The following is a 24,772-nucleotide window of genomic DNA, read 5'->3' on the forward strand; positions in this document are numbered from 1 at the left end:
CGCCAGGCCCGGCAGCGTCCCCTCGGTGATCTCCGCGCGCAGCGAGCGGACCCAGGCCAGCTCGGCCCGGCGCATCGCCAGCTCGTACTCCCGCTGGACCTCGAGGGCCAGTCGGTACGGCGACCCGGTGTCAGACCAGACGGGGCGCAGGGGGCGCAGCAGGTGGTCGAGCCCGGCGTACGGAATCTGGCCCTCCGCCTGCACACCGGTCACGCTCAGCACCCGCATGCCGCGCTCCCGCCCGGCCCGGACGGCGTGCTCCAACAGCGCCGACTTGCCGATCCCGGCCTCGCCACGCAGCACGAGAGCCGATCCCCGGCCGTCGCACGCCCCGTCGAGCAGTGTCTCGAGCACGCCGATCTGATCGTCCCGCCCGACGATCTCCACCATGCCCTACATACTGCACTCCCAGGCGCGTCTCACCGGAGCGCCGGAACGGCCGCGGATCCGACCCGGACGATGGTTGCGACGTACAGCAGCAGCCCGGCTGTCGTGAGCACGAAGCCGGCCCACACGGTGGAGAGTGGACCCCACGCGGCGTCGATGGTGACCGCGCCGCCGATCGCGCCGAGCGAGTTGGCCAGGTTGAGGGCGGCCAGGTTGAGAGCGCCCATCAGGGTCGGTGCGTCCGGGCCGAAGCCGGTCAGCCCCACCTGGATGGTCGGAATCGCGAACATCATGGCGGCGCCGACCCCGAAGAGGCAGGGCAGCAGGACGGCAAGGCGCTCCCCTCCCACGCCGATCACCACGAGGAGCACCAGCGTGGCGCCGTAACCCCAGACCACGCCGCGATGCGCGGACGAGTCGGCGACGCGTCCGCCGACGTGGTTGCCGACCGCCATGCCGAGCCCGAAGACGGCGAGCGCGATCGGGATGACAGAGGCATCCCGTGCGGCGGCGTCGGTGACGAACGGGCCGACGAAGGTGTAGACGGCGAAGATGCTGGAGATGCCGAGCGCCGCGACGGCGACCATCAGCCAGACGTTGGTGCGGCGCAGCGCCCCGAGCTCGCTGGCGACCGGCGTGCCGTGCAGGTCGTCGGTGCGGGGCAGCCACGCCACCAGGGCCGCGCCGGCGGTCAGGCCGAGGGCGACCACCGCCGCGTACATGGCCCGCCAGCCGGCGCTCTGGCCGATCCAGGTGCCGAGCGGTGACCCGACGATGGTCGCGACGGTCAGGCCGCCCATCACCGTCGCGAACGCCTTGTCGCCGCGGCCCGGGCCGTAGACGTAGGCGGCGACGACGGCCCCGGCGCCGAAGAAGGCCCCCTGCACGGTTCCGGCGATGAACCGGAACGCGACGAGGAACGCGAGGTCCGGCGCCACCGCGGAGAGCCCGTTGCCGACCACGAACAGGACCACGAGCCCAAGCAGCAGGGTGCGCCGGTTGACCCGGGCCGCGAGCACGGTGATCAGCGGAGATCCGAACCTGCAGTGCGGTGCACCGTTTCAGTGCCTGACCTTAGGCGTGTACGGCGACCGCGTGAACCACGCGTGGAACGCCAGGCCCACGGCCCAGCCCACGATCGACCACAGTGGCCAGAAGAAGTGATCAGGTGTGTACGCCCGCCACACGGCCACCTGGATCAGGTTGCCGACGACGTAGCAGATGGCGTGGATCCGAAGCCCCCAGATCTGGGCGGCCGCACTCTTCGTTGTCATGCCGGCACCGTAGGGCGGTGCGGTTGACGACCACTGAACGGCTTCATTCAGTGGTCGTCAAGTACGCCTTCCTACGCTCGACCCCGCCGACTGTCTCCCGAGTGAAAGGCACGTCATGCCGCAACCGACCATCGTCCTCGTGCACGGGGCATGGGCCGACGCCTCCTCGTGGAACGCCGTCGCCTCGATGTTGCAGGGACAGGGGTTCAGCGTGCTCGGTCCGCCGAACCTGCTCCGCGGCGTCACCACCGACGCCCCCTACCTAGCCTCGTTCCTGGCCCAGCGTACGACCGGGCCGGTCGTCCTCGTCGGCCATTCCTACGGCGGCGTCGTCGTCACCAATACCGCCACCGCCGGCGGCGACGTGCGGGCCCTGGTCTACGTCAACGCGTTCATCCCCGACGAGGGCGACACCGTCTTCAGCCTCCTGGGCGGATCCGGCTCCGCGATCGCGGTCCCGGACCCGACGACCGTGTTCGACATCGCCGGCTATCCAGGCGCACCGGAAGGCGACGCGGACGTGTACCTCAAAGCCGACACGGTTCACAAAGCCTTCGCCCAGGACCTGCCGGAGACCGACCGTTGGCTCATCGCCGAAGGCCAACGACCGATCACGCTGGGCGCCAACACCACCCCGTCCGGCCCGCCCGCGTGGAAGACCGTGCGCAGCTGGGCCGTCGTCGGCACCGACGACCGCGTCATCCCACCGGACACCCAACGCCGGATGGCCGAACGCGCCGGCGCCACCATCACCGAGGTCGCCGCTTCACACGTCTCCATGATCTCCCGCCCGGAGGCCGCGTTCGACGCCATCCTGGCGGCGGCCGCGTCGATCGACTGAACACCGGCCCTCCCCGTCCCGACACGTGCCCGGCTCTCGAAGCGTGCGTTCGAGAGCCGCGGCGAGGGCCTGGACGTCGACGGCCTCCGCGGTGTCCACCTCCACCAGGGGCCCCACACCCAGCGGGCGAACAGGCTCTCCCCACAACTCACGGTCAGGTCGCAGCGCGTCCAGATGCCCAGCGTCCCGGTTCCGGGCGCGGTATCGCCGACGAGCGACGTCGATGTCGACCAGGCAGCGGACCTCGACCACCACACCGGGAAGTGCGCGAACCAGCGGCAACGCGTAGGGAAACCAGGTGCTGTCGATGACCGCTCCCGGACAGCCTTGAGCCGTGCGCAGGACGGCGTGCACCGCCGCCCTACCCAACTCGCGTGAGCGCTCCACGGTGCGCGGTGCGCCAAGGCTGTCCATGAGCGCTTCCTTGACCTCGTCCTTGGACAGGTAGGCGAGTCCGAGCTCGGCAGCCAACGCCTTCGCGAGCGTCGTCTTTCCAGACGCGGGCCAGCCACCGACGAGCACATAACCTCTCATGTACGGCCTGATGCCCATTCGCATGGATGATCCACCAGCTGGCCGCTCCGGGACACCATGGGAGCTGATGGTGAGGGCGAGGTTCTGCGCGCGGCGGCCTGGCCGCACGACATCGGATACGCCGCCGGGCTGCGCGACACCGGCTTCCATCCCCTCGACGGCGTACGCCACCTGCGACGGATCGGGTGTTCGCCGCGGATCGCCAAATTGGTCGCGCATCACTCCGCGGCGCAGCGCACACACACGCGACCACAACACCGGCCGTGATCAGGCCGGCGCCGCCACCCGCAGGACCTTCAGAAACTCCCGCATCCAGGCCGGGTGATCCGGCCACGCCCGACCGGACACGATCGCGCCGTCGATGTGCGCCTCGCTGTCCACCCATTGCGCACCGGCAGCCTTGACGTCCGGTGCGCACGCCGGGTACGCGCTGATCGACCGACCGTCCAGCACACCGGCCGCGGCCAGGATCAGCGGCCCGTGGCACAGGGCGGCGATCGGCTTGCCCTCCTGCGCGAAATGCCGAACGATCCGCAGGCACTCCTCGTCGGTCCGGATGTACTCCGGCGCTCGACCGCCCGGCACCACCAGCGCGGCGTACGCCGTCGGGTCGACGTCCGCGAAGGCAACATCGGCGGCCCACGTGTGACCTGGCTTCTCGGTGTACGTGTCGAACCCGTCCACGAAGTCGTGGACCACGAACTGCAGCTTCTTGGCCGTCGGTGCGGCCATGTCCACCTCGTACCCCTCCTCCAGCAGACGCTGGTACGGGTACATCACCTCAAGGTCCTCAGCGGCATCACCAGTAATGATCAGTACCTTGGTCATGGCTTACCTCCAGCGAAATCTTGCCGGCAACCCGATCGTCATCCCGACCGCCCCAAGAGTCAACCGGCCGCCTCGCCTCGAGCTAATAGCCGAGGTCGCGGCGTCGCAGGCCCGTGTACCCAGCAACCGCGAGCGCGATGGCCAGGCCGGCGAGGGTCAGCAGTGGCGCAGCCGTCAGGGTGTCCAGCGGCAGCTTCGGCGTGTGCGTGAACGGGGAACCCCGTCGCAACCACTCGGGGATGTCGAACGAGTCGCCGAACAGGGCGACCACCGCGCAGTATCCGACGCCGATCCAGGCGATGACCGTAGCGGCTCGGGGCAGCCAGCCGACGCTGACGACCGCCACCGCGACGAGCAGCCACACCGCCGGCAGGTAGCCCAGCGCGACACCGGTCAGGCGCGGGACCTGGCCGGCGTCGGAGACGGTGAGACCGTACGCGATGCCTTGGCCGAGGCCGGCCGCGGCCAGGACCACCGCGCTGCCCGCGGCGGCCACGGTCAGGTGGCTGCCCAGCCACGCGGCCCGGCTGGTCGCGGTGGCCAGCACCGGTTCGGCGCGACCGGATGTCTCCTCACCACGGGCCCGCAGCGCGGCGACGACCCCGTACGCGGCTGCGATCAGGGCCAGCGTCGTGGCGGTGAGAGCCAGGTACGCGTTCACGATGTCCGCCGCCCCGCCCGGCAGGAACTCGGCCACGTCAGGGTTGTCGGCCACGTACTGTTCGATGCTGTCACCGATGGAGCCGTATGCGGCGCCCAGCAGGAACAGGCCGATCGCCCAGCCGGTCAGCGCGCCGCGCTGCAGCCGCCAGGCCAGCCCGAACGGAGAGCGCAACGCGGTCGAGGCGGTGGCCCGCCCCGGTCGCGGCCGGACCAGGCCGGCGCCGAAATCCCGCCGGTCGAGCAGTGCGACTGCCACGACGGTGAGGATCGCGGCGGCCGCGGCCGGGAGGAGAAGGGGCCACCACCGGTCGTCGACGTACGGGTGGGTGCGCTGGCCCCAGCCGATCGGCGATGTCCAGGACAGAGCGCCGTCGCCGGTGTCGCCGGCGGCGCGCAGCACGTACGCCGCGCCGAGGGCGATGGCGATCGTGCCGTATGCGGCCCTGGCGTTCTCGAAGATCTGCACCGCGACAGCCGTGAGGGCGGCGAAGAACACGCCGACGCCCGCGGTAGCGGCGCCGAGCAGGATCGACCCGGGTGCCGGCAGTCCGGTCCCGACCGCGGCCGCGGCCACCAGCAGACCGGTGGCGAGATCGGCGAGACCGGCCAGCGCGAGCGCGGAGGTCAGTGGGGCGCGCCGGCCGACCCGGGCGGCGCGGACCAGCTCGGCCCGCCCGGATGCCTCGTCGGCCCGGGTGTGCCGGCCGATCAGGAACATGTTCATGAGCGCGACCACGATCGCGACGAACGCGAAGATCTCGAACACGACCTCACCGCCGATGCTGTCCAGCAGCCGGGTGGGCCCGCTCATCGCGATGACGGCGGTGTTGCCGCCGATGGTCTCGCGCAGCCTGGCCAGGTCCTCGGGCGTGTCGTACAGCTTCTGGCTCTGCGCGGACTGGATGAGCACCAGCACCGCGGCACCGGCCAGCCACCACGGAAGGGCGAACCGCTCGCGCCGCAGCATGAACCGCAGCAGCCCGGCCACGCCGGTCATCGCGCCGCCGCCTTCGCGTAGTGCCGCAGGAACATCTGCTCCAGCGTCGGCGGTGTGCTCCTCAGGCTGCGCACACCGAGCGGCGCCAGGCACCGCATCAAACCGTCCAGTTCCGCGGTGTCCACATCGAACCGGGCGTGGCGGTCCTCCAGCACCACGTCGTACACGCCGGGGAGGGTGTCGATGCCCGTCAACGGCTGCGCGGTCTCGACGTCGACGGAGGTGCGGGTGAGGTGCCGAAGCTCGTTCAAGGTGCCGGTTTCCACGGTGCGGCCGAACCGCACGATGCTCACCCGGTCGCACAGCGCCTCCACCTCGGCCAGGATGTGGCTGGACAGCAGCACCGTGCGCCCCTCGTCCTTGACCTGCCGGATGCATTGCTGGAACTGGGCTTCCATCAGCGGGTCCAGGCCGGAGGTGGGCTCGTCCAGCAGCAGCAGCTCCGCGTCGGACGCCAGCGCGGCGATCAGGCTGACCTTCTGCCGGTTGCCCTTCGAGTAGGTGTGGGCCTTCTTACGCGGATCGAGGCCGAAACGCTCCAGCAGCTCGTCCCGGCGGCGCCGATCGACACCGCCGCGCAGCCGGCCGAGCAGGTCGATCACCTCACCGCCGGTGATGCCCCGCCACAGCGTGACGTCACCGGGCACATAGGCCAGGTGCCGGTGCAGCGCGACGGCGTCCCGCCACGGATCCTGGCCGAGCATCCGGACCGTGCCGGCGTCAGCGCGCAACAGCCCCAGCAGGATCCGGATCGTGGTGGTCTTGCCGCTTCCGTTCGGGCCGAGGAAGCCGTGCACCTGCCCGGCCGCCACGGTCAGGTCGAGGCCGTCCAGTGCCCTGACGCGGCCGTAATTCTTGGTCAGTCCGGCGATCTCGATCGCCGCCCCGTTACGCGTACTCATGGCGACCAGTCTCAAGTCAGCGACATCGGCCCATCAACGACGATGCGCGAACCCTGCGATAAGGCGGGCTAATGGCTTCAGCTGTCGACTGCCGACGAGATGTCGAGGACGAGCTTGAGGAATGCCCGGACCTTGGGTGTCTCACCGTTGGCGAGCCAGAACAGCCCGTACTCGACGGGTGGGGCGTCGCGGAACGGCACGAACTCCAGGCCCGGTCTGGCATGGTGTGTCGCCGCCTCGATCGACGCGGGAAAGAGACCTCGCCCGGCGATGACCAGGGTCATGGCGTCTTCCCACACCATTGCCGACGGTCCACGCGCGATGGGTTGCCCGCTGGGCGTGTACGACGGGAAGTGATGGTCGAGAAAGTACTGCGGCGGGCCCGCGAGATGGATCAGCTGCTCGCCGGCGAGGTCTTCCAATGACACGCTCTCGTGCGAGGCGAAACGGTGTCCAGCGGGTACGACGAGGGCGCGCCGGTGCGAGAAGAGCACAGGTCCGCTGGTGATGTCCGGACCGTCGCCGGGCAACTCCGTCAGCTGTAGGTCACGTTGGCCGGCGCGCAATGCACCGAATCGGTCGTGCAGCGGCACCTCGCGAAGCTCGACCGGGCAGTCCGGGTGCTCGGCCTGAAAAGCTTCGGCTGCTTCGGCCATGAGCAGGCCGCACCACGCTCCGGAGAAGCCGACCCGGAGCAACCCGGCCAGGCCGTGCCCCCGCGCCAACGCGCCGGCGACAGCATCCTGGATCTGGCGGTAGCCCGGCACCAGGTCCGCGCGAAGAAGCTGGCCGAACTCGGTGAGCTGCACGATCCGACTCGTGCGATGGAAGAGCGCGGCACCGAAGCGGCGTTCCAGCTTCTTGATGGACTGGCTGACGCGTGCCTGCGTGACGTGCAGGCGCTCACCAGTGCGGCCGAAGTGCAGTTCCTCGGCGAGCGTCAAGAAAACTTCGATGTCGCGCAATTCCATGGCTGTCCCTACCTTCAGGTGAACGCCTCGGCTAGTTCTCGTCCCGGTTGAAGGTCGAGGTGGACCAGAAGTAGCCGAGGATCGCGAGGCCGACGCACCAGGCGACGGCGAGCCATCCGTTGTGGCCGATGCTGCTGCCGAGCAGCAGGCCGCGCAGGGTTTCGATGGCCGGGGTGAACGGCTGGTACTCGGCGATCGGCTGGAACCAGCCCGGCATCGCGTCGATCGGGACGAACGCGCTGGACAGCAGCGGCAGCAGGATCAGCGGCATCGCGTTGTTGCTCGCCGCCTCCGCGTTCGGGCTGACCAGGCCCATACCGACCGCGATCCAGGTCAGCGCCAGCGCGAACAGCACGAGCAGCCCGAACGCGGCCAGCCACTCCAGCACCGTGGCGTCGGCCGACCGGAAACCGATCGCGACGCCGACCGCACCGACCAGGACCACGCTCAGGACCGACTGCAGCACGCTGCCGACCACATGCCCGCCGAGCACCGAACCGCGGTGGATCGCCATCGTGCGGAACCGGGCGATGATGCCCTCGGTCATGTCGTTGGAGACCGAGACCGCGGTGCCGATCACGGTGCTGCCGACGGTCATCAGCAGCAGCCCGGGCACGATGTAGGCGATGTAATCAGAGCGGCCGCCGCCGAGTCCGGCGCCGAGCGCGTCGCCGAAGATGTAGACGAACAGCAGCAACAGCATGATCGGCGTGAGCAGCAGGTTCAACGTCAACGACGGATACCGCCGCGCGTGCAGCAGGTTGCGGCGCAGCATCGTGGACGAGTCGCGCGCGGACAGGGCCAGGGTGCTCATCGCACGGCGTCCAGCTGCCGGTCGGTGCCGGTCAGGGCGAAGAACACGTCGTCGAGGTCGGGGGTGTGCACGGTCAGCTCGTCGGCCGCGATGCCGGCCGAGTCGAGGCGGTCCAAGATGGCGCGCAGGTCCCGCTGGCTGCCGTCGCTGGGTATCCGCAGGGCGAGGGCCTCGTCGTCGCGGGCGGCGCGGGGCAGGGCGAGAGCGGCGGACTGGTACGCGACGGGGTCGGTGAACCGGATCCGGACGTGCCCGCCGGGGATCGTCCGCTTCAGCTCCCCCGCCGTGCCCTCCGCGGCGATCGTCCCGTTGTGCAGCACCGCGATCCGGTCGGCCAGCTCGTCAGCCTCCTCGAGGTACTGGGTGGTGAGGAAGACCGTGGCGCCGTCGGCGACGAGCCCGCGCACGATCTGCCACATGTTGTGGCGGCTGCGCGGGTCGAGGCCCGTGGTGGGCTCGTCGAGGAAGATGATCCGCGGGTGACCGACCAGCGTCATGGCCAGGTCGAGCCGCCGCCGCATGCCACCCGAATACGTGGAGGCGGGCTTACGCGCGGCATCGGTCAGGTCGAAACGCGCGAGCAGATCGGCGGTCGCGCGCCGACCCTCCCTCTTGGACAGATGGTGCAGGTCGGCCATCAGGAGCATGTTCTCCTCCCCCGTGATCAGGTTGTCGACCGCCGAGAACTGGCCCGTGACACCGATCGCGGCCCGCACCGCCTGCGGGTGGGTGGCCACGTCGTGCCCGCCCACGTGGATGCCGCCGGACCCCGGGTCGGCCGAGATCAGCGTCGAGAGGATCTTGACGGCGGTGGTCTTGCCCGCACCGTTGGGGCCGAGCAGGGAAAAGATCGTTCCTTCGGGCACGGTGAGGTCCACGCCGTCGAGGACGACCTTGTCCCCGTACGACTTACGCAGCCCGTACGCCGCGATCGCCAGGTTGGTCATGGTGGGTGCTCCTCAGAGCTCGTAGAGGTGGGTTCGGCGGACGGGCCGGAAGCCGAGATGCCGGTGCACGGCGATCCGGTGCCGGTCGTCGTCCGCCGTGACGGTTTCGATCTCGGCGACGTGCGGATGGACCTCGCGCAGCCGCTGGATCAGCGCGGCGTTGACCCAGCGGCCGAGCCGCCGGCCGCGGTGGTTCGGCAGGACGGTCGGTCCGTACTGGCGGGCGCGGGGTCCGACGACCGCGATCGCGTACGCGACCAGTTCGCCGCCCGCCTCCGCCGCCGTCAGCACGGCGTTGCCGGCGGTGCTCGGCCGGCGGACCAGCTCGTCGAGCCGGCCCGCGGCGGGAAGGTCGCCGGTCCAGTGGGTCAGGCGGTAGCCCGGGTGTTCGGCGTCGACCAGCTCGCCCAGCCACGCCCGATGCACGTCGCAGTACGTGAGCAGGTCGTGGTGCCGGGCTCCGGCGCGCCGGAACCCGTGCCGCCGGCAGAACGCCTCCCCCGGCGAGCCCGCGATCACGTCGGCGAGCAGGCGGGGCCCGGCGGCGGTCCGGACCCGGGCGGCGGCCAGGAGCGTGGAGCCGATCCCCCGATGACGCCACATCGGCTCCACGTACAGGCTCAGGTCGAGGCCGCCCGGGCCCACCGCGGGCGGCGGGTCGGGCCCCAAGGCGATGACGGGCCGCAGGCTCAGGACACCGGCCACATCGCCGCGGGCCAGCGCCTGCCATCGCAGGGCGCCGGGCTCCGCCACGATCTTGATCATGGGTTCGCTCATGGAACTCACCATCGCCGGGCCGCCGGCCAGGAACAACGCCGGAATTTGAGCCGGCGGTTAAGCCACCGGTTATCGTTCGAGGTCATCGTTGGCGACCGGAGAGAGGCGGCCGCGTGGAGCTGCGCGACATCGAGATCTTCCTGACCCTGGCGGAAGAGCTCCATTTCGGGCGTACGGCCGAGCGCCTCCGAGTCTCCCAGGCCCGGGTCAGCCAGTCGATCAAGCAGCAGGAGCGGCGGATCGGCGGTGGCCTGTTCGAGCGGACCAGCCGCAACGTGCGCCTGACCCCGCTCGGCGAGCGCCTCCGCGACCGCCTCGGTGCGGGCTACGGCGAGATCCTGGCGGGCATCGACGAGGCCGCGGCCGCGGCCCGCGGGCAGGTCGGCACGCTCACCGTCGGGACCATGGACACCTACCACCACGGCATCGCGCCTGCCCTGGACCTCTTCCAGCAGCGGCATCCGCAGTGCGAGCTGCGGATGCGGGAGATCCTCCCGGTGGACCCGTTCAGCGCGCTGCGGGCCGGCCGGGTGGACATCGGGTTGCTCTGGTTGCCGGTGCGCGAGCCCGACCTGGTCGTGGGACCGGAGCTGTACACGGAGAAGACCGTGCTGGCGGTGGCCGCCGACCACCCGCTGGCCGCCCGCACCGAGGTGGAGCTGGAGGACCTGGGTGACCTGCAGGTGGTGGGCCTGGACGGCCCGGTGCCGGACTACGTGTTCGAGGCGCACACCCCGTCGGTGACACCGTCCGGGCGCCCGATCCGGCGGGGCGTCCCCGTGTCCACGGTCGAGGAGGCCCTGACGGCGATCGGCACGGGCACCGTCGTGTCACCGATCGGCGCGTACACGGCCGCCTCCCGGCGTCGCTACGACGTCGTGTTCCTGCCCATCACCGACGCACCCCTGATGCGCTACGCCCTGGTCTGGCGCGCCGCGGGCGAAACGTCCCTGGTCCGCGCCTTCGTCCAGGCCGCCGAGGACGCCCACGGCACGGTGTGATGGGCGAATATCGGTGCCGCCCGGCTCGGCGCGTTTGCGACCATGGCGCGATGGCTGACCCGAACGTCCTGCACCCGATGCCCGATCAACCGCGGGTGGTGCTGCTCAAGCCCCTGGTCAGCTCGCCGCTGATCGAGGTCGGGGAGTTCTCCTACTACGACGACCCCGATGATCCGACGGCGTTCGAGACCCGCAACGTGCTCTACCACTACGGGCCCGAGAAGCTGGTCATCGGGAAGTTCTGCGCGCTCGGCGAAGGCGTCCGTTTCATCATGAACGGCGCCAACCACCGCATGGACGGGCCCTCGACGTTCCCGTTCCCCATCATGGGCGGCGACTGGGCCGCGCACTTCGACCTCATCACCGGGCTGCCCGGTCGGGGCGACACCGTGGTCGGCAACGACGTCTGGTTCGGTTACCGGGCCATGATCATGCCGGGTGTACGGATCGGCGACGGGGCGATCGTCGCTTCGGGGTCGGTGGTCGTCGACGACGTGCCCGACTACGGCATCGTCGGTGGCAACCCGGCCAGGCTCATCCGCCGCCGCTACACCGACGCGGACGTCGACCGGCTGCTGGCGCTCGCGTGGTGGGACTGGCCGACCGCGCACATCACCAGGCACGTACGCACGATCATGTCCGGATCGGTCGACGAGCTGGCCGCCGTCGCACCGTAGGCGTCTCCGGGTCGCGCAGCGTCCGGAACAGCAACCAGCTCAGCGCCGGCAGGACGACGAGCGGCGCCAGCGCGGTCCGCAGCGACGTGGCGTCGGCCAGGCGGCCGAGGACCGGGCTGGCCAGGCCGCCGATGCTGACCGTCAGGCCCAGGGTGATGCCACTCGCGGTGCCGACCCTGGTGGGCAGGTAGTCCTGGCCGAGCGTGACCTGCAGCGAGAACGGGACGTAGAGGCCGGCCGAGGTCAGCGCCACGAACAGGTAGATGGCCGGTCCCGGCACCCAGACCACGCCGGCGATGGACAGGACGGTGACGGCGTACGACCAGCGCGACACCGCCACCCGGCCCCACCGGCTCGCCGCGGCCCCGCCCAGCACCGAGCCGCCGACCCCGCCGAGGTAGAGCACGAACAGCGCCGCCGTGCCCGCCGCCGCGCTGCCGTCGAGGCGCTGCTGGGCGTACAGCGAGATGAACGTGCTCAGGCCGATGAAGGCGATCGACCGGCACACCACCGCCAGCGTCAGGCGCACGAACGAGGCCGCGTCGTCCCGGCCGGCCGCGGCCGGTGCGCCGGCCCGGGCGCCGCCGGCCAGCGCCCGCAGCACGGGCAACGCCATCGCCGTGCCGGCCAGCGCCGGCACGAGCAGCAACGGCGTCACGCGCAGCCCGCCGACGGCCGAGACCGCGGCGACCAGCAGCGGCGCCAGCGCGAAGCCGACGTTGCCGCCGGTGGAGAACAGCGCCATGGCGGTGTGGCTGCCCGCGCTGGCCTCGCGGGCGACGCGGGCGGACTCGGGGTGGTACGCGGCCACGCCGATGCCGGAGACGGCGACGAACACCAGCGTGAGCAGGTAGTTGCCGCTCAGCCCGCTGAGCGCCATGCCCACGCCGGACAGCAGCGTGCTCACGGGCAGCAGCCACGGCATCGCCCAGCGGTCGGTGAGAGCGCCGAACACCGGCTGCGCCACCGACGACAGCAGCGACGCCGCGAGCACGACCCCGGACGCCGCCGCATACGTGTACGCCCGCTCGGCGACGAACAGCGGCACCAGTGCCGCGACGGCGCCCTGGTAGACGTCGACGCACGCGTGGCCGGCCGCGAGCAGGATGATCCTCTTCCGCACACACCGAGCGTGCCGACGGAGGGCCCTGTCGGGCTTCCGATAAACTGCCAGGCAATGACGGAAGTACGCCACAGCGCGGTCGCACCCACCCGCACGCGGCGGCTCCGAGCCGGCGGCGAGATCGACGCACACCGGCACGACGACCACCAGATCATCTACGCGGGCCGCGGTGTGGTGGCCGTCACCACCGACGCGGGGTCGTGGGTCGCGCCCGGCACCCGCGCGATCTGGGTGCCCGCCGGCACGGTGCACGCCCACCGGGCGCACGGCGACCTCGACCTGCACCTGATCGGGCTGCCCGCCACGGACAACCCGCTGGGCCTGCGGGCACCGACCGTGCTCTCGGTGAGCCCGTTGCTGCGTGAGCTGATCATCGCCTACACCCGTGACGAGGACGCCGCCGAGCGCCCCGAGCGGGCCCGCCTGCGCGCCGTGCTGCTCGACCAGCTCCGGACCTCACCCGAGCAGCCCCTGCACGTGCCCGCACCGACCGAGCCGCTGCTGCGTACCGTGTGCGCGATCCTCGCGGCCGATCCCGGTGACGACCGCACCCTCGCCGAGCTGGGTCGCGCGGTCGGCGCCAGCGACCGCACCCTGTCGCGCCTGTTCCGGCGCGACCTCGGGATGACCTTTCCGCAGTGGCGTACGCAGCTCCGCCTGCACCACGCGCTCGTCCTGCTGGCGGACCGGACTCCGGTGACGACGGTCGCGCACCAGTGCGGCTGGTCGTCGGCCAGCGCCTTCATCGACGTGTTCCGCCGCACGTTCGGGCACACGCCCGGCGTCCACCCGTCCTGACCCGGCCGCCGCGCATGGCGCAGCCGCCGCTGTCCCGCGCAAACGCGCTCGACGGCGCGGTGACCTGGGTGCCGCCGTGCGCACCGGCGTCGCCGACGCTGCCCTCATGTGCAGCAGCGACGACCTCGACGGCAGATAGACGTACGCACCCTCCTGCGCGAACCGCAGCGCGCTCGCGAACCCGATGCCCTCGCTCGCACCCGTGACCAGGGCGACCTTGCCGTCGAGCTGACCCGTCCCGCACTCCCTTGTCTACTGTGGGCGGACGGCCACGATGACCGCCCGCCCAGCCAGTGCACCGCGCGGGAGCTGCGCCAACAATGATCAATTCGGCAAGGACCGATACCGGTGGGGTATCGACTAAGGACGGACGTTGTGGTTGCGGGCGAAGAGGTTGGTGGGGTCGTACCGGCGCTTGACCGCCGCCAGCCGCTCGTAGGTCGCGGGCGGGTAGATCCCGGCGACGTCCTGCTCGGTGGCCGACGAGAGGAAGTTCGCGTAGAGGCCGCTGACGTGTGGCGCGAGCCGCCCCCACAGCGCGTCCAGGGCCGGCCGGGCGGCGTCGAGCGCCGGCTTCGGGCCCGCGGTCGTCGTCGCCACCATCAGCTCCGCCCGGCGATGGGCGTACGCGGTGGCATCGGCCGGCACCCGGGCGACCGCGCCGCCGACGCTGCGCACGGCGATGACCGGCGATCCCGACGACGTGCCGACCTCGGCCAGGATCCCGAGGGCGTCGGTGACCGCGTCCTCGTCGACGAAGGCGCTGCGGGTCACGAGCTGGATGCCGGGCGGTGGGATCATGCCGTCCACGAGCGTCTCCGCGTACGGCCGGCGCGTCACGTCGTCCGCGACCACCGTGCCGAGCCGGCGGATCGGGTCGATCGCCGCGGCCGCCGTGGCCTCGTCGTCCCCGTCGAAGGCGACCTGGATCTCGATCGGCGCCTCGGGGCCGCCGGCGAACGGGTTGGCGAAGCTCGCGATCGAGGTGAGCTCCTCGGGAGCGGTGCGGAGATGGTCCGCCCAGCCCCGCAGCACGGTGGCCACCTCCGCGGCCGGGAAGGCGATCCGGCCGAAGAACACGTCCGTCGTCGGGTGTGCCACGAAGTCGAAGGCCGTCACGATGCCGAAGTTGCCGCCGCCGCCACGGATCGCCCAGAACAGGTCCGGGTGCTCGGTCGCGGACGCGTAGACGAGGTCGCCGTCGGCCGTGACCACCTCCGCGCCGGCCACGTTGTCGAGGGCCAGGCCGTACTTCCTGACCTTCCAGCCGATGCCGCCGGTCAGGGTCAGCCCGCCGACGCCGACGCTCTTCGTGTCGCCCGACGAGATCGCCAGGCCGTGCGGTGCGAGGGCCGTCGCGACCTGGCCCCAGGTCGCGCCCCCGCCGATCCGGACGACATGGCCGTCGAGGACCTCCACGTCGGCGAGCCCGGCGAGGTCGATCACGACGCCCCCGTCGTTGGTGCCGAACCCTGGAAAGCTGTGTCCGCCGCCGCGCACGGAGAGCACCAGGCCCGCCTCGGCCGCGTACCGGACGCCCGCCCGCACGTCACCGGTGGACTTCGGCCGCAGGATCCGGGCCGGCGTGCCGGTGGCGAGCAGCGAGCGGCTGGCCGACCCGTACTCCGCCGCGCCGGGTTCGATGATGTCGCCGCCGAAGTCGTCAAGCGCTGAACTCATGGTCTTCCTCCCAGACAAACCGACTACACGGGTACGACGAGGCAGCGCCGCGAGAGGTAAGACGGCCGGAGCGTGACCTGGATCTCCCCGTGCCGCCCGCGGACCAGCGCGTTGTATTGACAACCCACGGCCGGCCCCCGTCGACTACAGGCATGCAGAAGGTTCGAGGCGTAGTCGCGCGCAAGAAAGGGGCTCCGGTCGAGATCGTCACGATCAACGTGCCGGACCCCGGCCCGGGTGAGGCCGTCGTGCAGGTCCAGTCCTGCGGGGTGTGCCACACCGACCTGCACTACCGGGAGGGCGGGATCAACGACGACTTCCCGTTCCTGCTCGGCCACGAGGCGGCCGGCGTCGTCGAGTCGGTCGGCCCCGACGTCACGGGCGTGGCGCCCGGCGACTTCGTGGTGCTGAACTGGCGCGCGGTGTGTGGGCAGTGCCGGGCCTGCACGCGCGGCGACCTGCACTACTGCTTCGCCACGCACAACGCGAAGCAGAAGATGACCCTCGAGGACGGCACGGAGCTGTCGCCGGCGCTCGGCATCGGCGCGCTGGCGGAGAAGACGCTCGTGGCCGCCGGGCAGTGCACCAAGGTCGACCCGCAGGCTCGGCCCGCCGCGGTCGGCCTGCTGGGTTGCGGCGTGATGGCGGGGATCGGCGCCGCGATCCACACCGGCGGCATCACCCGCGGCCGGAGCATCGCCGTCATCGGCTGCGGCGGCGTGGGCGTGGCCGCGGTCGCCGGCGCGGCGCTGGCCGGCGCGAGCCCGATCATCGCTGTCGACATCGACCCGCGGAAGCTGGCCACGGCCACGCGGCTCGGCGCCACCCACACGGTCGACTCGTCCCAGGTCGACCCGGTCGCCGAGATCAAGCGGATCTGCGCCGAGACCTACCCGGGCGCCGACGGCGCCGACGTGGTGGTCGAGGCGGTGGGCCGCCCGGAGACGTGGAAGCAGGCGTTCTACGCGCGGGACCTGGCCGGCACGCTGGTCCTCGTCGGCGTGCCCACGCCGGACATGAGGGTGCCCGACCTGCCGCTCATCGACGTCTTCGGCCGCGGCGGTGCGTTGAAGTCGAGTTGGTACGGCGACTGCCTGCCGAGCCGCGACTTCCCGATGCTCGTCGACCTCTACCGCCAGGGCCGCCTGGACCTCGACGCGTTCGTGACGGAGGAGATCGGGTTGACGGACGTGGAAGCGGCCTTCGACACGATGCACCACGGCAACGCCCTGCGATCGGTGGTCATCTTCTGAGCACCGTGCTCAAGCTGGCGCTGGCACCGGCGCTGGTGGTCGCTTCCTCGGTGGCCGGGCGGCGCTGGGGTCAACGCGTCTCGGGCATGTTGGTGGCCCTGCCGATCGTGGCCGGGCCGATCCTGCTGATCACGTGTCTGGAGCAGGGCCCCCGGTTCGGCTCGCAGGCCGCCGCCGCCGCCCTGCTCGGGCTGGTGTCGCTCGCCTGGTTCGCCCTGGTCTTCGCGTGGCTGTCGCGCCGGTTCGGTTGGCTGCCGACGCTGCTGGTCGCCTGGGCGAGCTGCCTGGTTCTGGACCTCCTGCTCGCCCGGCTGACGCTGGGGCCGTGGTGGGGCCTGCCCGTGGTGCTGGTCGTCGGGTGGGCCGTCACGAGGCTGATGCCGCCCGACCCGCCGGGCACCGACCGCCAGGTCGCCTGGCCGTGGTGGGACCTGCCGGCCCGGGCCGCCGCGACGGCGGTGCTGGTGCTGGTGGTGACCGCCGCGGCCGCCGCGGTCGGGCCGGGCCTGACCGGCGTGCTCGCCCCGTTCCCGATCGCCACCAGCGTGGTCGCGGCGTTCACGCTGGCCCAGCTCGGCTCCCCGGGCGCGGTGCGCGTGCTGCACGGCGTACCCCGTGGCCTGTTGGGCTTCTCGGTCTTCTGCTTCCTCGTGGCGGTCCTGGTCGAGCCGCTCGGCACCGGCACCGCGTTCGGGGTCGCGGTGGCCGCGACGCTCGCGGCGCAGTTCGCGTGGCGCAGCGCCGGCCGACAGGTGAGGCCGCCCGTGCGACCGGGCGACCTCACCAGCGCTAGGCGGCCGTGAAGGTGAACTGTCCGGACGGGACGGTGAAGACGGTGTAGCCGCCGTCCACCCGGTCGAACCGGGCCCGGGCGGGCGTCGGCACCGACCGTCCCTCCACAGTGGGCACCCAGACCTCCGCCGTGGTGTTCGTCGGCACGGTGACGGTCAGCTCGAACCGCCGGTCCGACTTCGTCCAGGCGCTGCGCGCGACGCCCTTGGGCGTCCCGTAGCTGCCCTTGGCGTACGTGAGGTCACCGACCGCCTTGGGTTGGAACACCAGCCTGTCGTAGGCGACGGCGCCCGGCGCGGACCGGATGCCCGCGACACCGGACTGGAACCACTCCTCGATCTGGGCCAGGATCATGTGGTTCTTCGAGCTCCCCCGGTCCCAGCGTTCACCGATCGTGGTGAAGCCACCGGGGTTCTGGGGTGTGGACGCCATGAAGTACCCGTAGCTCGGGTAGTCGTCCTCCTGGAGCAGGTCCCAGAGCACGTCGTCCCGGCCGGCGGCGGCGAGGCTGCGGACGATCGGCGACATCCCGATCGTGCCGCCGCTGAAGTGCGGCCCATCGCCCTGCGGGTGGAAGGCGTACACGTTCTCGACCAGGTGGTCGACGACGCCCTGCCGCTTGTCAGCCGGCACGAGCCCGCCGTCGAGCGCGAGCGCCTGCGCCGCCTGGGTCGCGCCGGCGGTGCCGGCGTTGCCGGCGGCGGTGTAGTGGCCGACCGAGTCGTTGAAGAACGCCCGGTTGAACGCGTCCTTGATCTCGCCGGCCAGCGCCGTGTACGCGGCCGCGTCGGCGCTGTGGCCGGTCAGCTCGGCCATCATCGCCATCTTGGTGGTCATCACGTAGTAGCCCCACGTGCCGGTGATCCGGCCGGAGGTGTCCTCCGCCGACACCCAGTCGGTGAGGGCGGCGTCGACGATGTGTCCGACGGCCTTCTCCCGCTGGATGTAGTCGACGAACTTCGTCATCCGGTCGTAGTACGTGGCCATGGTCTGCGTGTCCCCGTACAGCTCGTAGAGCAGGGCCGGCACGAGGATGATTGCGTTACCCCAGTTGATCTCGTCGCCGAAGCGACCCGTGTAGCCCCAGTCGTACACCGGCGTCTTCAACGCCACGTTGCCGGCCATCGGGGTGTCCGCGATCGACTGCCCCTCGACGAGGTGGTGCATCGAGGTGCGTAGGAACGCGCCGAGCTCGTAGTCGCGGTGGATGGAGCCCATCGGCATCGTGTAGTCGGCCGGGTAGGACAGCTTCTCGCGGCCCGGGCAGTCGGTGAAGACCGACATCATGTTGCTGGCGAACGAGTAGCGGGCCATCTTGTGGATCCGGTTGATCCGGGCGTCCGACGTGGTGAACTCGCTCGCCGTCGGGGTGTCGGCCTGCAACCGGACGCCGGTGACCAGGTCGCGGGTCGGCACGTACCCCTCGGGCAGGCCGGTGACCTGGACCCACTGCATGCCGAAGTAGTTGAACCGCGGATGCCACCGCTCGCCGCCGCGGGCGCCGTAGGCGGTGTAGGTGTTGAACAGGTCGCTGCCGCGGCCGCCGGGGCCGAGCGAGGCCTGGTTGACCGTGCCGTCGGCGTTGAGCGACTCGGCCGGCGCCACCTTGACGGTGGTGCCCGCCGGCACCGCGCGGAGGTCCAGCTCCGGCCAGCCGACCATGTTCTGGCCGAAGTCGAACACCCAGGTCCCGGGCACGGGGTTGGTCAGCGAGACCGGCTTGAACCGCTCCTGCTCGACGACCGGTTCGGCGGCCCGGGCGACGAGCCGGGTCGCCAGGTTCGGTGGCGGGGCGATGCCGGCGCTGACCCACCCGGTCGCGGTGCCGTCCCGGCGGCGCGCCGTCGGGCCGAGGTCCGAGCCGGCGTCGTTCCAGCCCGGCTGCTCGCGCCGGGCGTCGTAGTCGGCTCCCGAGTACCAGGCGTCCGTCACCAGCGGACCGAACGCGGCGCGCCAGGACCGGTCGGTGACGATCTCCACGCGACCGCCGTCCTGGTACGTGATCTCCAGCCGGCCGATGAACCGCGGTGTGACGGCCGCGCCGGCCGAGGCGTCGCTGGCGGCGATGTTGTTGCCCGAACCGGTCACCTTCGCGCCCACGGCGTGCGCGGCCGTCAGCGCCGGCGTGAAGGCGATGCCGGTGCCGTCGACGCCGGCGGTCCCGATCGCGGTGATGGTGCGCGACTCGAGGCGGTCGCCGCCGCCACCGGTGTCGACGTTGACCGTGCCGCCGACGTGGTAGCCGGCCACACTGTCGACCTTGACGGTGGTCGCGCCGGCGGGGGCGTCGGCCGCGAGCAGCCCGTTGCCCTTGAGCTGGCTCTGCCACCACGAGTAGGGCGAGTTGCGCCCCACCGCCGGGTTCGTCACGCTGCGCCGCACGTACGCGGTCCCGTTGCCCAGTTCGACGCCGACCGTGTTGGCGCCGCCGCGCAGGACCTTCGTGACGTCGTACGTGCGGTACTCACTGGAGAGCTGGTAGTTGGAGTTGCCCGGTGCGAGCACCTCGTCGGTCACCTCGCGGCCGTTGACGGTCGCGTGATGCAGGCCGACGCCGGACAGGTAGAGCCGCGCGTCCGCGACCTTCCTGCCGCGTGGCACGGAGAACTGGCGCGCGAAGATGGGCAGCGGCTGGCTCTCGGCGCGGTCCGGGTAGTCGATCCACCGCGCCGCGCCCCAGTCGCTCTGGCTGAGCAGCCCGACGGACCAGGTGGCCGGCCGCGACCAGGCGGAGGGCCGTCGGCCCGCGTCCCAGACCCGCACCCGCCAGGAGACCGTCTCGCGGGAGCGCAGCGCCGCCCCGAAGGCGGCGCGCTGCTCGGCGCTGGTCACCTTGCCGGAGGACCAGACCAGCCGGCCACTCTGGTCGGCGGCCTGGATCTCGTACGCGGTCTGCCGGTCGCCCGGGCAGGCCACGGTCGCGCGGGGCCGGTGGCAGGGGTGCGCCGCGGCGCGCCGGGTCTCCGCGATCTGCCAGCTCAGGGTCGGTCGGGGGTGGTCCAGTCCGCGAGGTGAGTCGTAGCGGCCGTCGACGGCGAGGTTCACGACCTCGACGTCGCCCGCGCTCGCGTGCGCGGAGGCGCCCGTCGTGAACGGGGGCGCCACGAGGGTCAGGGCGAGGAACCCGCCTATCACCGCGGTGGCCGTGCGTCTGTTGGTTGGCACCCGTGCTCCCTTCCTTGCCGGTCGGTTGTCAGGCGGTGCTGGGCTCGCGCAGGGCGGCGAGCCGGCCGGAGGCGGCGACCCGACCGAACGCGTACGCGCTGGGCCTGGGTACGCGCGCGAGGTCGCGGGCCCGGTCGACGGCCACGAGGCCGAACGTCGGCCGGTAGCCCTCGCTCCACTCGAAGTTGTCGAACGCGGACCAGTGCAGGTAGCCGCGCACGTCCACGCCCTCGGCGCGGGCCTGGGCGAGGGCGGTCAGGTGGCCGTCGAGGTAGTCGATCCGCTCCTCGTCGTCGCCGGTCGCGATGCCGTTCTCGGTGACGAACAGCGGGAGCCCGGTCCGTTCGGCGGCGTGGTGGAGCATCTGCCGCAGCCCGTCGGGGTGGACCGCCCACCCCATCTGGGTGAGCGGGAAGTCCGGCGGCGGCGCCGCGAACCAGGTCGGCGACGCCGGGTCCACCCACTGCTTGCGGTAGTACTGCACGCCGAGCCAGTCGCCGGTGAGCCCGTCGAGGTACCGGTCGACGATCTCGTGCCGCATGAGCGCGAGCAGGGCCTGGCACGCGGGGTCGTCGCGGATCGGCGCGAGCAGCGGCAGCTGGGCACACAGGCCAGGGCTGGAGGCTGGCGACGTCGCGCGGATCGCCCGTACCGCCGCGTCGTGCGCGTCGATCAGCACGCCGCCGACCCGCTTCCACAGCACCGGGTTCGTGCGGCCCGGCGGGTGGTAGCCCTCGAGATAGCCGTGCAGGGCGACCATCTGCGGCTCGTTGACGGTGCAGACGAAGGGCATGAGGTCGCCGAGCGCCGCACCGACCGTTCGGCAGTAGCGGCCGAACAGCTCGACCGCGTCCGGGGCCAGCCAGCCGCCCCGGTCCGCGAGCCAGCGCGGCAGCGTGAAGTGGTGCAGCGTCACGAACGGGGTCAGGCCCGCGTCGACCAGCGCGGTGAGCACCCGCCGGTAGTGGGCTAGCGCGGCGCCGCTGAACTCCCCCGCGGCGGGCTCGATCCGGGACCACTCCAGCGACAGCCGGTGCGCGTTGTGGCCCAGGGAACGGAGCAGGGCGAAGTCCTCGGCGTACCGGTGGTAGTGGTCGATCGCGTCCCCGGACGACTCGACCGCGGCCGTTCCCGGCCGGTGCTCGAACTCCCACCAGTCGCTGTTGACGTTGCCGCCCTCCACCTGGTGCGCCGCGGTCGCGGCGCCCCAGGTGAAGTCGGCCGGAAAGTCCCGTCCGGTCACGTGCCGGCTTTGTAGTCGGCGTCCATCGCGGCCAGTACCTTGTCCGGAGTGGACTGTCCGCTGAAGATCTCCTGCAGTCCGCTGAGCATCGTCTGCTGGACCTTGGCGTTGGGCCAGAGCTGGTCCATGAACGGCACCGTGCGGTTCCTGTTGATGTAGTCGGCCAGCTCGGCCAGCGACGGGTCCAGGGCGAAGCCGGTGTCGGCCAGGGCCGGGACGCCGCCCTGCTGCTTGACGTAGAGGTTCATGCCCTCCGGCGACATGACGAAGTTGACGAACTTGAGCGCCAGCTCCTTGTTCTTCGCCTTCGCGTTGACGCCGTAGCCGGCACCGGCGGCGGCCGGCATCACGAAGCTCGCGGGGTTGTCGGTGGCCGGCAGCGGCTTGATGGTGAACGTGCCGCTCGGGTTCTTCTTCTTGAGCAACGCGATCACCCAGTTGCCCTGGACGAGACCGAGCGTCCTGCCGGTGGCCGCCAGCTCCTGGCTGGCCTCATAGCTGGTGCCGAGCGGGTTCTTCTGGAAGCAGCCGGCCTTGTCCATGTCCTGGTACTTCGCCATCGCGGTCGTCCACGCCGAGTTGGCGAAGGTCGCCTGGCCGCCCTGCATCTTCTGGTCGAAGTCGCGGTCGTCGGCGTAGACGGTGGTGGCGACCAGGGCGTACAGGACGAGCTGGGTGACCCAGTTGTCCTGGATGCCGAGCGCGAAGGCCGGCGTGCCCCTGCCCTTGGCGGCACGGCAGAAGTCGAGCAGTTGCGTCCACGTCTCCGGCGGCGTGAGACCGGCCTTGCTCAGCGCCTCCTGGTTGTAGACCGCGCCGATGCCGTTGAGACCGAAGATCGCGTTGTACGTCTTGCCGTCGTACTGGGCGACGCTCTTGACCGCGTCCGGGTACTTCGCCGCCCACGCCTGGTCGGACAGGTCGAGCAGGTAGCCGGGCTTGGCGAGCACGTAGGTGGCGCCGGGGTTGCCGTTGCCGGGCCACACCGACATGACGTCCGGTGCGGTGCCCGAGGCGAGCTGGGTACGGATCTGCTGCTGGTACTGGTCGGCGCCGCTGGTCGTGAAGTTGACCTTGACGCCGGGGTTCTTCGCCTCGAAGGCCTTGACGACCTCCTCCACCGAGCCCTGGTCGACGGAGGCGAGCGTCAGCGTGTTGTCCGCGGCCTGGTCGCCGGAGGCCGCATTGGTGCCGCCGCCGCAGCCGGCCAGCAGCGTCAAGGCGGCCACGATCGCCGCCGCCGAAGTCGTTGTCCTCATCTGCACTCCCGATTTCGTGAGGGGCGGCGCCGGGGTCATCCCTTGAGCCCGCCGGCGAAGCCGTTGATGATGCTGCGTTGCAGTGCGAAGTAGACGATCAGGATCGGGATCATGGAGATCAGCAGCGCCGCGAAGATCAGGTTCCAGTCGGAGACGTACTGGCCGACGAAGCCGGAGATGGCCACGGGCACGGTCTGCTGCGTGCTGCCGGACAGGTACAGCAGCGGGGTGAAGAAGTCGTTCCAGATGCTGACGGCGTTGAGCACGACCGCGGTGACGGTGATGGGCTTGAGCATCGGGAACACGACGTGCCGGAAGGCTTCCCAGGACGTGCAGCCGTCGATCGAGGCCGCGTCCTCGAAGTCGCGCGGCAGCGCCCGCAGGAATCCGATGTAGAGGAACGTCGTGAACGGCACCTGGAGGCCCGCGTAGAACAGGACGAGCGCCCACGCGGAGCCGAGCAGCCCGAGGTCGCGCATCGTCTGGTAGAGCGGCAGCGCGGCGAGCTGGAACGGCAGCATCAGCCCCAACATGATCAGCAGGAAGACGGCGCGGGACCAGCGCGCGGTGACCCGGGCCAGCGGGTACGCGGCCAGCGACGAGATCGCGATGACGATGAGCACGCTGACGACGGTGACCACCGCGCTGTTGGCCAATGCCCCGCCGAGCGCGCCCTGCTGCCAGGCCTGCGTGAAGTTGTCCAGCGTCGGCGTCAGCGTCGGCCGCAGTGGCGACGAGGTGTCCGACGGCGGCCGGACGGCGAGGTTGACCAGGACGTAGACCGGGAAGGCCACGACCAGGGCGATGCCGACCATCAGCACTTCGAGGCCGAACGTACGCCGGGTGTACCGGTTCACGAGGCCGCCCTTTCGTTGCGCGCCAGCACGAGGTACTGGCCGGTGGAGGCGACCGCGACGATGACCGTCAGCACGACGGCCAACGCGATGCTGTAGCCGAACTCGCCGAGGGTGAACGCGTCCTTGTAGATGAGCGTGGAGAGCGTGTCGGTGGCGTGGCCGGGTCCGCCACCGGTCAGGGCGTACACCTGGTCGAAGAGCTTGATGCCGCCGATGATCGAGAGCATCAGGTTGATCGTGAACGCGGGCGCGAGCAACGGCCGGGTGACCGACCAGAACCGCCGCACCGGGCCGGTGCCGTCGATCGCCGCGGCGTCGTAGATGTCCTTCGGGATCGACTGCATGCCGGCCAGGAAGATGACCATCGAGTAGCCGCCGAACTGCCAGACGATCACGCCGACGATCGACCACAGGGCCAGATCGGGGTCGCCGAGCCAGTTCTGCTGCCAGGAGTCCAGCCCGACCGCGCCGAGCAGGCTGTTGACCGCGCCGTCGGGGGCCAGCAGGTTGCGCCACAGGTACGCGGTGACGATCGGCGTGATCACCGCCGGCGCGAACAGGAAGACCCGCAACACGTTGCGCGACTTGATCATCGTGTTGACGCCGAGGGCGAGGGCCAGGCCGAACCCGTTCTGGATGACCGTGATCGAGACCGCGATGAGCAGGGTGTGCCAGATCGCCTGCCGGGCGTCGGGGTCACGGGTCATCTCGACGAAGTTGTCGAGGCCGACGAAGGCGAAGCTCGGGTCGAGCCCGTCCCAGTCGGTGAACGCGTAGTAGACGCCGCGGACGCTCGGCACGAGGACCACGAACGCGAACAGCGCCATGGCCGGTGCGGCGAACCACCACGGTGGGCCGGTACGATTGGAACGTTTCATACGGAGTCTCAGCCAATCCCTCGTACGCGACCGGAGAAGGATCGTGGGTAACGTTGCCCAAATGTTTCGCCCGACCCTAGGAGTTCACCTCGGTGTCGTCAAGGGTCTTGT

General features: G+C 71.2%; 24 protein-coding genes and 1 pseudogene. 6 read left to right on the forward strand and 19 right to left on the reverse strand.

Annotation, left to right across the window (positions count from 1 at the left end):
* The 3 genes from AB0H87_RS09165 to AB0H87_RS09175 all read right to left on the reverse strand — a co-directional run.
* Positions 1-390 (reverse strand): ATP-binding protein (locus AB0H87_RS09165; protein ID WP_360141960.1); only part of this gene is annotated, 390 nt, incomplete at its 3' end.
* Positions 391-419: 29 nt separating this feature from the next.
* Positions 420-1,415 carry an MFS transporter gene (locus AB0H87_RS09170; RefSeq protein WP_360142024.1) on the reverse strand — a complete coding sequence of 332 codons (996 nt, stop codon included), beginning with the start codon at positions 1,413-1,415 and terminating at the stop codon, positions 420-422.
* Positions 1,416-1,448: 33 nt separating this feature from the next.
* Positions 1,449-1,661, reverse strand: coding sequence for a 2TM domain-containing protein (locus AB0H87_RS09175; protein ID WP_360141962.1), 213 nt, complete (start codon positions 1,659-1,661; stop codon positions 1,449-1,451).
* 139 nt (positions 1,662-1,800) lie between these two features.
* Here AB0H87_RS09175 and AB0H87_RS09180 point away from each other — a divergent pair, with 139 nt between their 5' ends.
* Entirely contained in the window at positions 1,801-2,502 is a 702-nt protein-coding gene (locus AB0H87_RS09180) for an alpha/beta hydrolase (protein WP_360141964.1), read from the forward strand.
* Here AB0H87_RS09180 and AB0H87_RS09185 read toward each other — a convergent pair.
* The 8 genes from AB0H87_RS09185 to AB0H87_RS09220 all read right to left on the reverse strand — a co-directional run bounded on the left by AB0H87_RS09185 (position 2,428) and on the right by AB0H87_RS09220 (position 9,935).
* Positions 2,428-3,255, reverse strand: a complete 828-nt coding sequence (locus AB0H87_RS09185) for an AAA family ATPase (RefSeq protein ID WP_360141966.1) — start codon at positions 3,253-3,255, stop codon at positions 2,428-2,430. The genes AB0H87_RS09180 and AB0H87_RS09185 overlap by 75 nt on opposite strands.
* A 48-nt stretch (positions 3,256-3,303) precedes the next feature.
* Positions 3,304-3,864, reverse strand: a complete 561-nt coding sequence (locus AB0H87_RS09190) for a DJ-1/PfpI family protein (protein ID WP_360141968.1) — start codon at positions 3,862-3,864, stop codon at positions 3,304-3,306.
* Between the two features lie 82 nt (positions 3,865-3,946).
* The gene (locus AB0H87_RS09195) at positions 3,947-5,524 is read right to left on the reverse strand and encodes an ABC transporter permease (protein WP_360141970.1); all 1,578 of its coding nucleotides are present in this window, start codon (positions 5,522-5,524) and stop codon (positions 3,947-3,949) included.
* Positions 5,521-6,426, reverse strand: coding sequence for an ABC transporter ATP-binding protein (locus AB0H87_RS09200; RefSeq protein ID WP_360141972.1), 906 nt, complete (start codon positions 6,424-6,426; stop codon positions 5,521-5,523). The genes AB0H87_RS09195 and AB0H87_RS09200 overlap by 4 nt, the downstream gene beginning before the upstream one ends.
* A 77-nt stretch (positions 6,427-6,503) precedes the next feature.
* A complete protein-coding gene (locus tag AB0H87_RS09205; protein WP_360141974.1) occupies positions 6,504-7,397 on the reverse strand; it encodes a LysR family transcriptional regulator in 894 nt (297 codons plus the stop codon).
* A 31-nt stretch (positions 7,398-7,428) separates the two neighbouring features.
* Positions 7,429-8,211, reverse strand: a complete 783-nt coding sequence (locus AB0H87_RS09210; RefSeq protein ID WP_360141976.1) for an ABC transporter permease — start codon at positions 8,209-8,211, stop codon at positions 7,429-7,431.
* Positions 8,208-9,158: an ATP-binding cassette domain-containing protein gene (locus AB0H87_RS09215; RefSeq protein WP_360141978.1), complete on the reverse strand. Its 951-nt coding sequence runs from the start codon at positions 9,156-9,158 to the stop codon at positions 8,208-8,210. The genes AB0H87_RS09210 and AB0H87_RS09215 overlap by 4 nt, the downstream gene beginning before the upstream one ends.
* 12 nt (positions 9,159-9,170) lie before the next feature.
* On the reverse strand, positions 9,171-9,935 hold the full coding sequence (locus tag AB0H87_RS09220; protein ID WP_360141980.1) for a GNAT family N-acetyltransferase: 765 nt from the start codon (positions 9,933-9,935) through the stop codon (positions 9,171-9,173).
* A 113-nt stretch (positions 9,936-10,048) separates the two neighbouring features.
* On the opposite strand from AB0H87_RS09220, the gene AB0H87_RS09225 reads away from it, so the two are divergent.
* On the forward strand, positions 10,049-10,936 hold the full coding sequence (locus tag AB0H87_RS09225) for a LysR family transcriptional regulator (RefSeq protein ID WP_360141982.1): 888 nt from the start codon (positions 10,049-10,051) through the stop codon (positions 10,934-10,936).
* A gap of 77 nt (positions 10,937-11,013) precedes the next feature.
* A complete protein-coding gene (locus AB0H87_RS09230; protein ID WP_360142026.1) occupies positions 11,014-11,613 on the forward strand; it encodes a CatB-related O-acetyltransferase in 600 nt (199 codons plus the stop codon).
* Here AB0H87_RS09230 and AB0H87_RS09235 read toward each other — a convergent pair.
* Positions 11,570-12,736, reverse strand: coding sequence for an MFS transporter (locus AB0H87_RS09235; RefSeq protein ID WP_360141984.1), 1,167 nt, complete (start codon positions 12,734-12,736; stop codon positions 11,570-11,572). The two genes, AB0H87_RS09230 and AB0H87_RS09235, sit on opposite strands and share 44 nt — an antisense overlap.
* A gap of 54 nt (positions 12,737-12,790) precedes the next feature.
* On the opposite strand from AB0H87_RS09235, the gene AB0H87_RS09240 reads away from it, so the two are divergent.
* Positions 12,791-13,534, forward strand: coding sequence for a helix-turn-helix transcriptional regulator (locus AB0H87_RS09240; RefSeq protein WP_360141986.1), 744 nt, complete (start codon positions 12,791-12,793; stop codon positions 13,532-13,534).
* 129 nt (positions 13,535-13,663) lie between these two features.
* Here the strand turns inward: AB0H87_RS09240 and AB0H87_RS09245 are convergent.
* Positions 13,664-13,744, reverse strand: a pseudogene (locus AB0H87_RS09245) (short-chain dehydrogenase); the annotation flags it as partial.
* A gap of 150 nt (positions 13,745-13,894) precedes the next feature.
* Positions 13,895-15,214: an FAD-binding oxidoreductase gene (locus tag AB0H87_RS09250; protein WP_360141988.1), complete on the reverse strand. Its 1,320-nt coding sequence runs from the start codon at positions 15,212-15,214 to the stop codon at positions 13,895-13,897.
* A gap of 152 nt (positions 15,215-15,366) precedes the next feature.
* Here AB0H87_RS09250 and AB0H87_RS09255 point away from each other — a divergent pair, with 152 nt between their 5' ends.
* A complete protein-coding gene (locus tag AB0H87_RS09255; protein ID WP_360141990.1) occupies positions 15,367-16,467 on the forward strand; it encodes an S-(hydroxymethyl)mycothiol dehydrogenase in 1,101 nt (366 codons plus the stop codon).
* A gap of 5 nt (positions 16,468-16,472) precedes the next feature.
* On the forward strand, positions 16,473-17,270 hold the full coding sequence (locus AB0H87_RS09260) for a hypothetical protein (protein WP_360141992.1): 798 nt from the start codon (positions 16,473-16,475) through the stop codon (positions 17,268-17,270).
* On the opposite strand, the gene AB0H87_RS09265 is transcribed toward AB0H87_RS09260, so the two are convergent.
* From AB0H87_RS09265 to AB0H87_RS09285, 5 genes are read right to left on the reverse strand one after another with little or no spacing between them, the layout of a single operon-like run.
* Positions 17,257-20,424, reverse strand: a complete 3,168-nt coding sequence (locus AB0H87_RS09265) for a family 78 glycoside hydrolase catalytic domain (RefSeq protein WP_360141994.1) — start codon at positions 20,422-20,424, stop codon at positions 17,257-17,259. The two genes, AB0H87_RS09260 and AB0H87_RS09265, sit on opposite strands and share 14 nt — an antisense overlap.
* Positions 20,425-20,452: 28 nt before the next feature.
* Entirely contained in the window at positions 20,453-21,667 is a 1,215-nt protein-coding gene (locus AB0H87_RS09270) for a family 1 glycosylhydrolase (protein WP_360141996.1), read from the reverse strand.
* Complete coding sequence (locus AB0H87_RS09275; protein ID WP_360141998.1) at positions 21,664-22,926, reverse strand: extracellular solute-binding protein; 1,263 nt, start codon at positions 22,924-22,926, stop codon at positions 21,664-21,666. Before AB0H87_RS09275 ends, AB0H87_RS09270 begins: the two co-directional genes overlap by 4 nt.
* Positions 22,927-22,961: 35 nt before the next feature.
* On the reverse strand, positions 22,962-23,783 hold the full coding sequence (locus AB0H87_RS09280; protein ID WP_360142000.1) for a carbohydrate ABC transporter permease: 822 nt from the start codon (positions 23,781-23,783) through the stop codon (positions 22,962-22,964).
* The gene (locus AB0H87_RS09285; RefSeq protein WP_360142002.1) at positions 23,780-24,661 is read right to left on the reverse strand and encodes a sugar ABC transporter permease; all 882 of its coding nucleotides are present in this window, start codon (positions 24,659-24,661) and stop codon (positions 23,780-23,782) included. The genes AB0H87_RS09280 and AB0H87_RS09285 overlap by 4 nt, the downstream gene beginning before the upstream one ends.
* Between the last annotated feature and the right edge of the window lie 111 nt (positions 24,662-24,772).

It is taken from the genome of Asanoa sp. NPDC050611, from assembly GCF_040654855.1.
Lineage (GTDB): Bacteria > Actinomycetota > Actinomycetes > Mycobacteriales > Micromonosporaceae > Asanoa.